6 protein-coding genes and 2 tRNA genes (1 of these 8 only partly in view) are annotated in these 15,080 nt (G+C 51.4%); 3 read left to right on the top strand and 5 right to left on the bottom strand.

Annotated features, from left to right (window positions below):
* Together IEV89_RS19930 and IEV89_RS19925 are read left to right on the top strand one after the other, a co-directional pair.
* Positions 1–59: transfer RNA gene (locus IEV89_RS19930), tRNA-Met, on the top strand; it begins 59 nt to the left of the window's first position.
* Positions 60–106: 47 nt separating this feature from the next.
* Positions 107–183 (top strand) — tRNA-Met (locus tag IEV89_RS19925).
* 123 nt (positions 184–306) lie between these two features.
* Here IEV89_RS19925 and amiC read toward each other — a convergent pair.
* Positions 307–1,557, bottom strand: a complete 1,251-nt coding sequence (gene amiC, locus IEV89_RS19920) for an N-acetylmuramoyl-L-alanine amidase AmiC (RefSeq protein ID WP_188475259.1) — start codon at positions 1,555–1,557, stop codon at positions 307–309.
* A gap of 244 nt (positions 1,558–1,801) precedes the next feature.
* Here amiC and argA point away from each other — a divergent pair, with 244 nt between their 5' ends.
* Positions 1,802–3,127, top strand: coding sequence for an amino-acid N-acetyltransferase (gene argA / locus IEV89_RS19915; protein ID WP_188475258.1), 1,326 nt, complete (start codon positions 1,802–1,804; stop codon positions 3,125–3,127).
* A 90-nt stretch (positions 3,128–3,217) separates the two neighbouring features.
* On the opposite strand, the gene recD is transcribed toward argA, so the two are convergent.
* Genes recD through recC form a run of 4 tightly spaced genes read right to left on the bottom strand, consistent with a single transcriptional unit; the run spans position 3,218 to position 14,990 of the window.
* A complete protein-coding gene (gene recD / locus IEV89_RS19910) occupies positions 3,218–5,113 on the bottom strand; it encodes an exodeoxyribonuclease V subunit alpha (RefSeq protein ID WP_188475257.1) in 1,896 nt (631 codons plus the stop codon).
* On the bottom strand, positions 5,110–8,691 hold the full coding sequence (gene recB / locus IEV89_RS19905; RefSeq protein WP_188475256.1) for an exodeoxyribonuclease V subunit beta: 3,582 nt from the start codon (positions 8,689–8,691) through the stop codon (positions 5,110–5,112). The genes recD and recB overlap by 4 nt, the downstream gene beginning before the upstream one ends.
* Positions 8,691–11,576: a pitrilysin gene (ptrA, locus tag IEV89_RS19900; protein ID WP_188475255.1), complete on the bottom strand. Its 2,886-nt coding sequence runs from the start codon at positions 11,574–11,576 to the stop codon at positions 8,691–8,693. The genes recB and ptrA overlap by 1 nt, the downstream gene beginning before the upstream one ends.
* 42 nt (positions 11,577–11,618) lie before the next feature.
* The gene (gene recC / locus IEV89_RS19895) at positions 11,619–14,990 is read right to left on the bottom strand and encodes an exodeoxyribonuclease V subunit gamma (RefSeq protein ID WP_188475254.1); all 3,372 of its coding nucleotides are present in this window, start codon (positions 14,988–14,990) and stop codon (positions 11,619–11,621) included.
* Positions 14,991–15,080: the final 90 nt, after the last annotated feature.

The following is a 15,080-nucleotide window of genomic DNA, read 5'->3' as shown; positions in this document are numbered from 1 at the left end:
GGTAGCTCGTCGGGCTCATAACCCGAAGGTCGTCGGTTCAAATCCGGCCCCCGCAACCAATTACTGGATGGGTAGTAAGTAGTAATAAGTACATTGTAGTGACGGACGCGGGGTGGAGCAGCCTGGTAGCTCGTCGGGCTCATAACCCGAAGGTCGTCGGTTCAAATCCGGCCCCCGCAACCAACTACATATTAAGCGGTAAAAGAACATCGGACACCTTAACGGGTGTTTTTTTGTTTCTGACGTCTGATGAACTCGCACAACCCAATGCCAGACACCTATCTTAGGCAACTGAGCAGCCGAGCACTACCTTCTTGCGGACATTCCTCCTTGCGCGAAGTAGGCTTTAATCCCTGCCAATATCGACTCTGCCACTTTCTGTTGGAAGTGACTGGTTTTCAGTTTTCGCTCCTCTTCCACATTACTGATAAATGCAGTTTCTACCAGAATCGAGGGGATATCCGGCGCTTTCAGAACAGCAAATCCAGCCTGATCGACTTTGTTCTTATGCAGATGATTTATTTTGCTCATACGCATCAACACTTCTTTGCCAAATTTCAAGCTGTCATTGATGGTTGCGGTCTGCACCAAATCAAACATGGTATGGTCGAGATAGCGGTCACCGCTTTTACTGACGCCGCCAATCTGGTCAGACTCATTTTGCGTTTGCGCCAGAAAACGCGCCGCCGTACTGGTCGCCCCTTTAGTCGACAGCGCAAATACGGAAGATCCACGGGCGGCGCGGCTGGTAAAAGCATCCGCATGGATAGAAACGAAAAGATCTGCGCGCAATTTCCGCGCTTTCGCCACCCGTACTTTTAGCGGAATAAACACGTCCTCGTTGCGGGTCATATGAACGGTCATATTCGACTCGCGTTGGATCAGCTTTTGCAATTTGCGCGCTATTTGCAACACGATATCTTTTTCGCGAGTTTTATATTTCCCGATAGCACCGGGGTCTTCGCCGCCATGTCCGGGATCGAGCATAATCACCAACGGCCGTTCATGTCCGGCCTTGCCATCTTTTGCCATCTCGGGCGGCAAAGTCCGTGCCACATCGCCCTTATTGTAATCTTCCAGTAATGCCAGCAAAGGATCATCATCCGCACTGACCGTACCTTCGACTGGGTAGAGATCGACCACCAGCCGATTACGGATCCCCGCAACCGGTTTCAGAGTGAAGACATGCGGATTAATGGGTTGCTTGAGCTCCATCACCAAGCGTACCGTTTTTTGATCGAACTGCCCGACTCTTGCTTCTTTAATGAACGGGTCACTCTGCTGGATCTGATGACCTAATCCCTTGAGCACACTGTTAAGGTGCACACCTTCGATGTCGATCACAACGCGATGAGGATTGGTAAGAAGAAATTGCTTATATTTCAGAGAAGTACTGGACTCAATAGTAAGGCGGGTATACGTAGATGCAGGCCACACACGAATGGCAACCACCTGTGCACTGGCGGCGAAACCCACCCGACTGACACTTAATAACCAAGAGGCAGCCACGCTTTGTAACAGCCGTCTGCGGCCAGAATTGTGATTATCGTCAGTCATGCTTTCTCAAAGATAAGGGCTCAAAACAGAGCTAAAAATAAAAAAATAGCCATAAACTGGCCCAATCAGAAAATTCTAACCAATCGGTCCCCACATGTCATTCTTAAACCGGCCATTGATTTTTAGTATTGTTGTCGCTTTGTGAAAGAGAAGAGAGAAAAAACAGAAATTTCTTGCTTGCCACACCGGCTTAAAAGAATAAAAATACAGAAATTACGAATAAAAATTCAAATGAGGTTTTGCCGTGAAGGAACGTAGTACTGAACTGGTCCAGGGATTTCGCCACACCGTTCCCTATATCAATGCGCATCGTGGCAAAACCTTTGTGGTCATGCTCGGTGGTGAAGCCATTGAACATGAAAACTTCACGAATATAGTTAACGACATCGGTCTGCTGCATAGCCTGGGGATCCGTTTGGTCGTGGTGTATGGTGCTCGCCCGCAAATCGATAAAAATTTGGCGGAGCATAATTATGAACCCATCTACCATAAAAATACCCGCGTAACGGATGCCCGCACCCTCGAATTGGTGAAGCAAGCTGCCGGTCTGTTACAGCTCGATATCACTGCCCGCCTGTCGATGAGTCTGAATAATACGCCACTTCAGGGCGCGCACATCAACGTGGTCAGCGGTAACTTCATCATCGCACAGCCTCTGGGCGTTGATGATGGTATCGATTACTGCCATACCGGCCGCATCCGTCGTATTGATGAAGAAGCTATCCATCGCCAGCTCGACAGCAACGCGATCGTTCTTTTAGGTCCGGTCGCGGTATCCGTTACCGGGGAGAGTTTCAATCTCACTTCAGAAGAGGTCGCCACGCAGCTGGCTATTAAGCTGAAAGCAGAGAAAATGATCGGCTTCTGTTCATCTCAGGGCGTGATAGATGAAAACGACAAAATCATCTCCGAGCTTTTCCCTAATGATGGGCAAGTACGTATTGATACCATGGAGGCAGACGGTGACTATCAGTCAGGCACCGTGCGTTTCCTGCGCGGCGCAGTAAAAGCCTGCCGCAGCGGTGTGCGCCGCAGCCATCTGATCAGTTATCAGGAAGATGGCGCGCTAGTGCAGGAACTGTTTTCACGTGACGGTATCGGTACGCAAATTGTGATGGAGAGCGCCGAGCAAGTTCGCCGCGCCACCATCAATGACATTGGCGGCATACTTGAGTTGATCCGTCCGCTTGAGCAACAGGGTATTTTAGTTCGCCGCTCACGCGAGCAGTTGGAAATGGAAATCGATAAGTTCACTATCATCGAACGCGATAACCTGACCATCGCCTGCGCAGCACTCTATCCATTCCCCGAAGAACGCATCGGCGAAATGGCTTGCGTGGCGGTTCATCCGGATTACCGCAGCTCATCTCGCGGTGAAATGTTGTTAAAACGGGTGGCTAGCCAGGCTAAGCATATGGGATTGGATCGCCTGTTTGTACTGACTACGCGCAGCATTCACTGGTTCCAGGAACGAGGTTTCAAACCGGCAGAAGTTGACGTTCTACCGATTCAGAAACAGGAAATGTATAACTATCAGCGCCGATCCAAAATATTGCTGATTGAACTCTGAACCGCTTCTAACTAAACAATAAAAAGACGCCTTCATTAAACAAGGGCGTCCCTTTTATTTTATCCGCCAATCCGCAACACGATACGATGACTATCCCTGACCGATCAACCTCTGCGCCAACCCGCTCCGACGGTGAGTTCGCGTGCGGGTGGCAATACTGAATACTTTCTCACTGGCATATAGTGAAAGCTTCGCTCTGGCGCGGGTAATGGCGGTGTAAACCAATTCACGAGTCAGTACCGGCAGGAAGTGATTAGGCAATACAAATAGCGTGTGCTCGAACTCAGAACCTTGAGATTTATGCACCGTCATAGCATAGGCCGTTTCATGCGCAGGTAAGCGACTTGGCTGCACAGATTTGACTTCCCCACCAGGCAATTGGAACCAAACTCTCAGCTCGCCCTGCCCATCCGGTAAAGCGATACCGATATCGCCATTGAACAACCCCAACGCACTGTCATTGCGACTGATCATCACCGGCCGTCCGGCGTACCATTTGCCCGCCAGCACCGCCGGTCGGCGGATCAACCCTTTGCGATTGAGTAACTGCTCAATGCGTTCATTCAACCCCTTCACGCCAAATGGCCCTTCACGTAAAGCGCAGAGCACCTGAAAACGACTGAATGCCTGCAAAATACTCTCCGCTGAACCCCCTTTAGCGACGCCCAGTAAATAGGGTTTATATCCGCTGACGCAGGCATCAAGCAGAGGCTGAAAATCCTCGGTTTCATTGAGTGGGTAACCTGTCACATCGGGTAAACCTTCACCAAGAATACGAACCGCTGTCGTGCTCTCCCCCGCATTGACAGCGGTGGCCAAACGCCCTATCCCCGACCCCGAGTCAAAACGATAACTGTGTCGCAGTAGGCACAGGCTATCCCGCACCTTGGCTGGGTGAGCCGTTTGCGTCGGCTTGAGCTGACAGCCGGTGAGATAGCTCAACTGCGTGGCACGTTCCGGGCTGTAACCCTGTTCGGCAAAACGGCAGATGTCCCCCAACACCGCACCGGCCTCCACTGAGGCGAGTTGATCGCGATCGCCAAGAAAAATCACCCGTGCTTGCTCTGGCAAGGCTTCAATCAGCCGGGCCATCATGGGCAAATCAACCATTGAGGCCTCATCGACCACCAGCACATCAAGATGCAAAGGATTACCCAGGTGGTAACGCATACGCTGGCTACCGGGTTGAGCCCCCAGCAAGCGGTGTAACGTCGACGCTTCATCCGGGAAAAGTTCGCGCTCTGCGGCACTGAGCGGTAATTCCAATATGGCTTGCCCGAGGGAGTCCGTTAAACGCGCCGCGGCCTTACCGGTAGGGGCTGCTAACTGAATACGCAGTTTTTGTTCGGGATACAGCTGAACTAATGCCGCAAGCAGCTTGGCCACTGTCGTGGTTTTCCCTGTCCCCGGCCCACCGGAAATAATCGAAATACGCTGGGTCGCCGCCACGGCTGCCGCCACTTTCTGCCAATCAGTGTCACTGCCGGATTCAGCATCGCCAAAGAGTGTATTGAGAATGGTCCGTAACCTTCCTTCATCAACCGCCAATGATGCGCCCTGCACTATCTTTTCAGCATTGAAGAAAGCCGCGACCTTACCTTCGCTCTGCCACATACGCTGTAAGTACAGGCGATTGTCCTGAAGCACCAGCGGCGCAGGATGTGAGCCATCACTGACGGAAGGATGCTGATGCAGCAATGCCAGCCATTGCTGTATGTCCGGCGATCCAGCGAGTTGCCAGAGCGCCGTCGCCAGTGCAGGGAAACGCCCACCGAATAGCATGTCGGGTTGAAGTTGTTCAAGATGAAGACAGACATGACCGCTCCCCGCTTCGGCACTCAAACATGCCGCAGCCAACATTAATGCAGCCTTTTCACTGTCCGACTCGCTCCACGATGCATGCCCCCCAGTTATCATGCGGGCGAATTGAACATCAAGTGACTTCAGCGCACCTGAGTTTTGCGCTTGCTCATATAACAGGTTCATTGGGTCCCTTCCGCAGGCTGCGAGTGGCTCAGCATCATTTCGTCCACCACCATTTCTCCTTTGAATAAGCGGTCAAGGCACCCGACAAATTCCTCTGACGGTCTGCGGCGGAAAACACCGTTACCTGGATGCTCGATATCCATACCACGCAGGAAAAGGTAGATAACGCCGCCAAAATGCTGCTGGTAGTTATAGCTCACCACGCGGTGGCGTAAATAGCGGTGCAATGCCAGTGTGTAAAGCTGGTACTGTAAGTCATAGCGATGTTCGGCCATGGCATTTTCCATGGCGGATTCCGTATAGGCACTGCTGTCTTCACCCAGCCAGTTGGATTTATAATCAAGCAGGTAATAGCGCCCGTTCCAGTAAAAGACCAGGTCGATAAACCCTTTCAACATGCCTTTAACCTGCTGGAAATCGAGCGGTGGGCAGAGCGCAGACAGACTGTCGTGATGCTTTGTGACAACATCAAGTTGGCGAGCCTGCAACAACCCCTCAATAGGCAGGTAAAATTGCAGTTCTGACTGGAGTTTTTCATGGTCAAGAGCACTCAGCGTCAACGCAGGCTCTCCGAGTGGAGTATGCAGAATAGCGTCGATCCACGTCTTAAGCACCGGCAACCATACCGGGTCAAGCCCTTGGGTGGTCAGTTTTAGCCGCAGCCATTCGTCATCCACCGGTTGGTCAAAAGCAATCTCTTCAAAGATGCTGTGCAGGAAAGTACCGGGTGATGCACCGCGCGGGAAAGTATGCGCATTCATCTGCGGCTCTTGCGCAGGTTGCTGCTCACCCGCAGCCTCTACATCCAGACGTGGCAATAAATCCTGCGCCAGCGCAGTTCCATGCTGTTGCAGGCCGGAGTAACTAGTCACCCGCCAGTTGTCATGAATTTTTCGTTCAACCCCCCGTGCAGACAGCGACTTACTCATCTCATCCGGCGGTACCCACGGCGTTGGTTCCGGCGCGTCGATGGTCGAAAACACCACATCATCACTACATAACGCTGATAAATACTGGTTAAGACCCTCAGCATCAGCCACCTGTGATTTCTGAACCAGATACCCCAAAGCACCAAGATGCACATCAGTATTGCCCTGTTTTTTCCGCGTGCCTTGAATCAGTGGGGCGATCCCTACGCTACAGTGATAAACCGAACGAGTCAGTGCGACATACAATAGGCGTAAGTCTTCCGCCAGACGCTCTTCTTCGGCCAGCGTTTGGCTCAGTTCATTACTGTTAAGGTCGAGCATGGATGAAAAGGTATCGCGATCGTGATACACGCCTTGCTGCTGCTGACGAAAATTACTGATAAATGGCAGCCAGACCAGTGGATATTCCAGCCCTTTAGATTTATGTATAGTCACTATCTGCACCAAATGCCGGTCGCTTTCCAGGCGCAGTTGTTGACTCTGTGACTGCCGGTCAGGGGCGGAGATCTGCTGCGCTACCCAACGTATCAGCGCGTGCTCACTATCTAGCTGAGCCGCCGCCTCCTGCAATAATTCTCCCAGATGCAACAAGTCAGTCAGACGCCGCTCACCGCCATTCATCGCCAATAAATTTTCTGCCAGATGCCGCTGGCTTATTAATGATTTGAGCATCGGTAAGACGCCGCGACGCGTCCATCGCTGGCGATAACTGTCGAACTCATCGACCAGCGCATCCCAGGCGTGTTCGTCCTTACTGAGCCGGTCGAGCGTTAGGGCATCCAGGCCGATCACCCCCGTCGCCATAGCGCTGCGCAGCGTGCGCTCATGCTCCGGGGCTAGCACCGCTTGCAGGATCCATAAAATATCTTTCGCTTCTGCGGTATCGAATACGCTATCGCGATTGGAAAGATAGACCGATGGGATATTCAGGCCACTTAATGCATCACGAATTAAAGCCGCTTCTGTACGGCTTCTTACCAGAACCGTAATATCTGACGCCTGCACGGGTTGACGCCCTTTGGCAGTGACTAGCCATGCCTGTTGCTGCTGGCCGGCCGTTAACCAATCTCTGATTTGCGCAGCGCACTGACGCGCCATCAACTGTTGGTAATCACTGACTCCGACGCCTTGACCCTGTTGGAGCCAAAAATGCAGCGCTGGCTGTTTCACGCCGGCAATATCGAAGGCCAGGGCAGCATTTTTTTCTGCGGATACAACCTGAATAAATGGAATTTGTGAAAAAAGAAAGGGTGAATCAACCTGAGAAAACAGATGGTTAACGCCCTGCACCATAGAAGAAGATGAGCGCCAGTTAGTGTCCATTGTGTAGTGAGCACTAACTTCCGAGCGGGCACGCATATAGGTAAAAATATCCGCACCACGGAAGGCATAGATCGCCTGTTTAGGGTCGCCAATCAGCAGCAGCCCGCACTCTGGCTGATTGAGATACAAACGCTGGAATATCCGGTATTGCTGCGGGTCAGTATCTTGAAACTCATCAATCATCGCCAGCGGATAACGACTACGGATGGCTTGCGCCAGCAACTCGCCACCGGGCTGTTGTAATGCCCCGTCGAGACGACTGAGCAGATCGTCGAAACCCAGTTCAGCGCGCTGACGTTTCTCTTTCTGGATAGTAAAACGTATTTCACTCAGGGCGCGGGCAAAAATCAGGTCACGCAGCGTCAGCGGTTCAGAGTAAATAGCATCAACCGCGTCAAAGACCGGGTGTTCAGGTGGGTTGCCCTTTTTGGTCTTTTCAAACAGAACAGACTGTTTGAAGCGCTCAAGCTCCTTGGGAAGACTATAATCCTCCGTATCCTGTGCCGCCCACTGACCTACTGTTTCCAGCCATGCCGGTAAAAAACGCGTGCTGTAACTGCGCTTATCGACACCAGAATCAGCAATAATGGCCCCGAGATCGGCAGCGGCAGCGCGCCACTGCTCCTTGATGTAATCTATGCGACAAATTATTTGCTGGTGTCGGATCTCTATCGTTTCATCATCGCCCGGCGGCTGGCGCAATTGAGGCATTTCACCATGTAGATAGGGTGAGAGGTCACTTAACAGAGCCTCTGGGCCACTCCACTCCTGCGAAATAGCCCGCGCAATACCTAAAGGTAATGGGTAGCAGTGGCGACGCCAAAAGTCAGCACAAGCCTGCCGTCGGAGCGGCACCTCATCCTGTATCAGCGTTTGTTCGAACAGGATCCCTGACTCAAAGGCATTATGCGTGAGCATCCGCTGACAAAAACCGTGAATGGTATAAATCGCGGCTTCATCCATCTGTCTTTCGGCAGCCAGCAAGGTTTGCGCCGCAAACAGTAGGTCGTCGATTTGCGTCATCAGCGCAGCCATCATCGGGTTATCACTTTGTCCGCGCACACAGGCTAGCCGCAACTCATGAATATTGCTGCGTATGCGGCCACGTAACTCCTGTGTGGCCGCTTCGGTAAAGGTCACCACCAGAATCTCCTCCACCGTCAGGCTGCGCGGGAATGCCGCGTCTTTACCCAAACCGAGTAACAGACGCAAATAAAGCACGGCGAGAGTGAACGTTTTCCCCGTCCCCGCCGAAGCCTCAATCAGCCTGGCGCCGGTTAAAGGCAGAGTCAGAGGCTCAAGTTTCTGCGGAGTCATGTCTGCCATTATTGATTCACCTGATGGGGAAAGGTTTTTTGCAATGCGGAAGTACCTGGATAGGTTTTAAAACCGGCAGGCGCGGCATAGCGCGCGGTTTTACCGTCATTGCCAGATACCTGGGACAGCATTGCCAGCCCTTGCTGGCTAATCACGCCTTTATGGAAGTAATCTGCCAGTTGGGTCTGCGTCAGACTATTAATAACGGCAATGACTTTGCCACGCGTGTCAAAGCGGTCATCTCCACGGCTGAAATCATTGGCGAAACGGTCAGACTCTTCATCCAGCGTTTGTGGCCGCTGTTGCATCTCGTTCATCAACCCCTGTTTGTATTGGGCGAACTCATCATTTTTCATTTCACGCAGACGCTTCTCCGCCTGCGGATAAAACGCCAGATAACGCTGGTAGAGATAGTCGGGTTGCTTGCTGTTGCTTTGTAACAGGAAACCGATCCCCCACTGCTTACCTACCGGAATAGGGAACGCAAACACCGCATACCCTAACTGTTCCTGAGTACGCAATTGGCTGTAGAACCAGGGCTGGATTATCTGCCCTAGCAGTGTGCTGTAAGCCATACTCTGGACTTCGTCATAGCCAGTTGGCACATAGACAGCGGCCAGTGCACAATCCGTACTGCTGCCTTGACGCTGTATATTGACCTTTTGCGGATGCCTGATTTCGACCTGGCGACCACGCCACCATGTGGATCCGTGTGCACCCACTTTATTGACGATCACCTCTGACATTGCGTTAACTTCAGACGGAGTCATATTGCCGATCACCATGATCTCTATGGCGGCATTGTGGATCAGGCTCTCACGATAGGCATTCACCTGCTCCAGAGTGATACCAGCGACCAGCTTTTCGCGCTCTTCCCTTTCGGTATAAGGCAGGCGTGACACCAGCTGTACCGGCTGCAATGCGAGTTCGAAGGCTTTGCCTTTATCCGCAGAAGCAAGGCGCTCCAGATACCATGATTTTGCCTGATCGAGTTGCTCCTGCGTTGGCTTAAAGTTCGGATAACTCCCGACCAGTTTGCTAAGCAATACCGGCAAGCGCTCAGTGAAACCATTAGCATTAAACTGTAACCCCTTATCAGGAGAGGTGGAAAAACTGATCCCGCCAATCGAGGCCTGATAGCTCAGTTGGTCAAATGCCACACCTGTCAGATAGTCGGTCAGCCCGTACATCACCTGATTTTTTGCGCTGTCGAGTGCCTGAGCATTTCTAAATGACACCGTGACATTAGCTTTAGGTTCGGCAGAGAAATAACGGCTGGGCATATAAAAGACCCGCAGCCCCCTTTTCTCTATTAAGAGCTGGGGTTTGGTCGTCTCAGTCCCTTTATTAATTAACGCCAACGAATCAGGGATGTAGGGGTTTAACTCAGGTAAAGAGAGCGAAATTTGCTGCGCGGCAATGTTCCATTTGGCGAATTGCTCAGCCGGTATCTTATCCACCTGATAAGGCGCTTCGACGAAATAGGCGGTTTTGTTATGTGGCTCTTCCGGGCTGATATACCAGTAGCGCGCGTTCTGAGGCGTCAGTTCATCAAGACGCGAACTGATGGCCGCCGGATCAAATTGATCGGTCAGATAAGGCGAATCAAGAACGTGCTCAACGGGAACCCGCAACATCGTATCCACCAGCCATTCAACATAATCCATATCGCGGGTCAGTGCCGGATAGCGGTAATCCAACGCCATAACATCGGCAATTTCATCAAAGTATTCTTGTTTAATACCCTGTTGGTGTATTTTCGCTAAATAGCTGAAGACCGCTGCAATCACTCTGTCACGTTCAGCCAGCCCTTTATCCGTAAGGGATACCGATATATTAAAAACGCCCTGATTGCGGTCAATCATAGGGTCAGCACCGGCGTTAATGCCGTCAGCCAGCCCCTCTTTTTGTAGCCAGTCTGAGAGCGTATTTGGGCTGCGGTTGCCGATGAGATAGCTGATATAAGTGTCGGTTTTACTGCGAAATGCAGCGCTGTTATTGTCGATGGCAAACTCTATGCGCAACTGCTTGCGCGGCTGTGCTGGAACATAATGAATGATCACGCCTTTTTGCGCGTCAGTCAGGGTTGGCACCGTGATAGCAGGAACCTCGGCATTGTGGTTGCCAATTTTCCCAAAGGTATCCGAGGCCATTCTTGCCAGTTCAGGCAGCGGTTTATTACTGTAAATCACCGCAACCATCAGGTTGGCAGAATAATAGCGTTGATAAAATGCCGTGAGCGCGTCATGTAACTTGCTGTTGAGTTTATCTTTGAGGGTATCGAGATTTCCCCCCGAGAAGCGCGCACCAGGGTGTGCCGGGTTTAGGGTTTCCGCCCGTACCTGGGCCATACGCATTCCGTCGCGTGAACGTGCCATGGTCAGCTCGGCGTTAACCGCATTACGCTCACGGTCGGCATTAGTCGGGTCAAGAAGAGGTTCAGCGATAGCATCTGCCAGACGATCAACTGCCGGTTCCAGCGCATCATTTTCGACTTCGAGATAAAACGCCGTACGGTAGGAGGCCGTGCTACCGTTGTGGCTACCGCCATGTTTTTTCAGAAATTCAGACAGGCCTTCAGGGTTAGGATATTTTTTAGACCCCATCAGCAACATGTGTTCAGTGTAATGAGCCAACCCCAACTGAGTATCGGGATCTTCCAGAGACCCGACCGGAATCGCCAATGCGGCTAAAGACTTGCTCGCTTCGCTGTCTGAAACTAACAATACGGTGAGTCCGTTGGCCAATGTTATGGCCTGATACTGACGCGGGTCATTCTGACTTTTATTGATTGCATGTGAATACGGCTGCCAGCCCGTTGCGGCCCATACGACGGGGACCCAAAAAACCGATAACAACAGTAACCCGCAGAAACGGGTAAGCTGTTTTAACATTACCACTCTCCCTCAATCAGATAAATTTGCATCATCTCTCTACTATGCCAGATTGTGTCGGGCAATAGGCAAAAGGAAGCGCTCCGCCTCACGGACGATAATTTGTAGTTTTTGCGTGTCTATCTGGCGGAAAACACGCTGAATATAGGGGTCGGCCCCTTCACCGGCAATTCGGTAGTCACCCTGCCAGGCTTGCAGCAATTTACTGCGGCCCTTCTCCTGCTTTTCAGCGTCGTGGCTAATGGCCCCAGAGCTTTGGTCAAAGCATTGTGCTAACCAGGCCCAGCCACTTTTATTGAGTAAAATTAATGGCTCGCACATACCCTGCGCATAGCCGGCAATGAGATCATCAAGATACTGCATCGCATGTTCAGGCGGTAAAGCGGCATAGCGCCATGCGGTTCCGCTTCGCCCATACATACGACTGTCACCCTTGCCACCTGCGGCGCAATAGGCCAAATGTTCAATCCATAACAATAGGCCATCCCGCGCCAATAATGCCGCAGGCCGCCAACGCAATAGCCCATTATCCTGCACTTGATGTAGCCAGCCTGTCAGTTGGATATCCCCGACCGCCAAATTCAGTTCAACACTGGCGTGTTCCTGCCTTTCACTTCGAACCTGTTCCGCGAGTTCAGACATCTCGTCGAGCTGTTTCTGCCAGTAGATCTCACCGAATGGGCCGTAGGGCAAACCACCTGAGGCTCGAATGCGGGAAAAGAGTTGTTTGCTGTCTTGTTCTTCAATGAGGGTATTCAATAATTGTGAGTTGAACTGATAACGATCGAGATTATCCAAAATGAAGGGTTCTTCATCCGAGAGTTCCGTCTCTTCCAGAACAAAACTTACGTTCAGCCTCATCTGGAAAAAGGCCTTTATCGGATGACGATAAAAGCGCAATAGGTTATCGAGCGTGACTTCAGTGAGTGGTAAAGGCTCAAGGGGTTGATTGAATTCAATGGCTTCATCACCTTGCATACTGGCCGCGGGAAGCCACTCGGTAGCATAACTTTGATTCTCACTACCCGCCTCAAAATTGAGGGCATCAAATGGGGTGCGCGGATGCCAACAAAGTAAATACTCAGTTACCCGCTCAGCACTTTCGTCGGCACTTAATTTGCTGTCACCCTCAAGACAGTAACTCTGCCCGATATATTCCAGCAACTCACTCACCAGAACTGAAGGGTAACGCTCGCTGTTATCTTGGATAGAGCGCCCTATGAAGCTGATGTACAAATGGTCCTGAGCAGAAAGTAGTGCTTCCAGGAACAGGTAGCGGTCATCATCACGGCGGCTGCGATCCCCGCGCTCGACTTTTTGTGACATCAAATCAAAGCCCAACGGCGGCAAGGTTCTTGGATAAATACCGTCGTTCATCCCCAATAGACAGACTGCACGAAAGGGAATCGAACGCATTGGCATCAGCGTACAGAAGTTAATGGGACCCGCAAGAAAACGCTGACTGATACGTTCCTGATCGAGTCTTGAGGAGAGTTCATCGCGCAGGATAGACAGCGGAATAACATCAGGGTACTGCGCCGCCACGCCATGGCTGAGCACCTTTTGCCACTGCTGTTCAATCAATGCCAGCGCAACTTCGGTCTCGCCCTCGGCTGAAAAGAAAGTGGACAGCAGCTCCTGACATAAAGGTAACCATTCACTTACCGGGCGCGGCTGCGATAAGATCATTCGCCACTGACTGAGTTGCATCAGTAACTCGGCCAGATGCCCAGCCAGTTCTGCCGCCAGGCCGGTTGACTCATCGTAGGGTAAAACGCCCTGCCATTCACCGGACTGACTATCCATGGCATACCCTAACAACATCCGGGTCAGGCCAAAATGCCAAGTGTGCTGGCCGGTGGCAGGAAGCGATAACTCACGCACGTTGTCGTCGTCCAGCCCCCACCGGATACCGGACTCTCCGACCCACTGACGCAGTAAACGCAGCCCATCTTCATCAATAGAGAAACGCGCCGCCAGTGCAGGAACTTCGAGCAATCCCAGCACTTGTTCTGCCGTAAAACGACTTTGAGGCAGATCCAGCAGCGAGATAAAAGCCTGAAGCGCCGGATGAGCCTGACTCGCTTTTCGATCTGACAACGCAAAAGGCAGGTAGCGGTCAGACGGAGCATTACCGAATACGGCCTGAATATAAGGCGCGTAGCTATCGATGTCGGCAACCATCACGATAATGTCACGCGGAGTGAGATCGGGATTCTGGGCCATTAATGCCAGCAGATTATCATGCAGGACTTCGACTTCACGCTGCGGGCTATGACAAACATGCAAACTTACAGAGCGGTCATCCGGTGCCAGCACCCGTTTTTGGTTGCTGTGCAATAAAGTTTCTGGGGTCATCCCCATCACTGCATTATCTTCCAGCTCCAGCATATCTTGCTGAATGGCATGTAAAAGGTTGCTGTGACCTACATCCACAAAGGCCTGAACTTCCTGAATGTCATCAATTTGAGACAATAAATACATATGGTCTCGCCCCAGTTTGCCCCACGAGGCCAGCAGCGGATTACTGATGTTCTGCTCGCCCTCATCGTTGAAAAGCTGCGCAGCCTGTAGGGGATCTCTAAAGAGAGAGGCTTCTGTTTTCTCAATAAAATGGCGACGTTTACGGCTTTGTAGTCGTGCCAGGAAAGCATAATTCTGAATGTCGCCCCAGTAATATTTACAGGGATTGGTAAACATCAGGTGAATATCAATATGTTTCCCAAGCGCTTGCAACGCCTGTAAATAAACGGGTGGAAGGGCGGAAATACCGCAGATAAATACTCTTGCGGGCAGACCGGCCGGTGTCACGCTGGCTTTATCTAATTCTGAAATAAAGCGTTGATAGAGGTTGGCTCGGTGCCACTCGGGTTGCTGCAACTCTTCAGTGTACGCGCACAGTGCGCGCCACAGTGAAGCCTGCCAGCACTGAGACTCATCAAGCCCTTCAATTTCTTTTTCGTTTTCCCAGGCTTGTAACCACTTCGGCCTGTAGACCAGATACTGATCGAATAAGTCCGCTACGCGGGCAGCAAGCTGATGAATTTTGCGCTTGTCTTCATCATCATCCAAATAATGACGCAAGGCGATAAAATCCTTGCCAGCCAATTTCTGCGGAAGCAACCACATCAGTTTCCATGTCATGGCGTCTTTACTGAAGGCGCTCTCTTTCGGAATATCGTGAAGAACTTTGGTAAACATGTCCCAGATAAAGGTCGCGGGCAGTGGAAAAGCGATATTCGCCGCAATGCCAAAAGTCTGTGCCAGTTCCATTTGTAACCACTGGGCCATGCCGGGGCTTTGAACCAATATCACTTCCTGACGGAAAGGATCGGTAAGTGGACGTCCTTCAATCAGCGCTGTGGTGAGCGTTTTCAGAATATCTAATTGATTTGAATGATAAACCGTAAACATTAGCGCTTCCTTGAGGAAAAATAAAAAGCCGTGTTTTTGACACTGGGTAGACTACTCTAACCAGATAAAAGCGTAATGAAAACCGATGGT

The organism is Hafnia psychrotolerans, from assembly GCF_014639435.1.
In the GTDB taxonomy this organism is placed as follows: Bacteria; Pseudomonadota; Gammaproteobacteria; order Enterobacterales; family Enterobacteriaceae; genus Ewingella; species Ewingella psychrotolerans.
This window is presented reverse-complemented; position numbering and strand designations above follow the sequence as displayed.

Excerpts from the sequence above, each read along its gene's own strand:
- recC (WP_188475254.1), bottom strand. The coding sequence starts at position 14,990 with ATGTTTACGGTTTATCATTCAAATCAATTAGATATTCTGAAAACGCTC.
- ptrA (WP_188475255.1), bottom strand. The coding sequence starts at position 11,576 with ATGTTAAAACAGCTTACCCGTTTCTGCGGGTTACTGTTGTTATCGGTT.
- amiC (WP_188475259.1), bottom strand. The coding sequence starts at position 1,557 with ATGACTGACGATAATCACAATTCTGGCCGCAGACGGCTGTTACAAAGC.
- recD (WP_188475257.1), bottom strand. The coding sequence starts at position 5,113 with ATGAACCTGTTATATGAGCAAGCGCAAAACTCAGGTGCGCTGAAGTCA.
- recB (WP_188475256.1), bottom strand. The coding sequence starts at position 8,691 with ATGGCAGACATGACTCCGCAGAAACTTGAGCCTCTGACTCTGCCTTTA.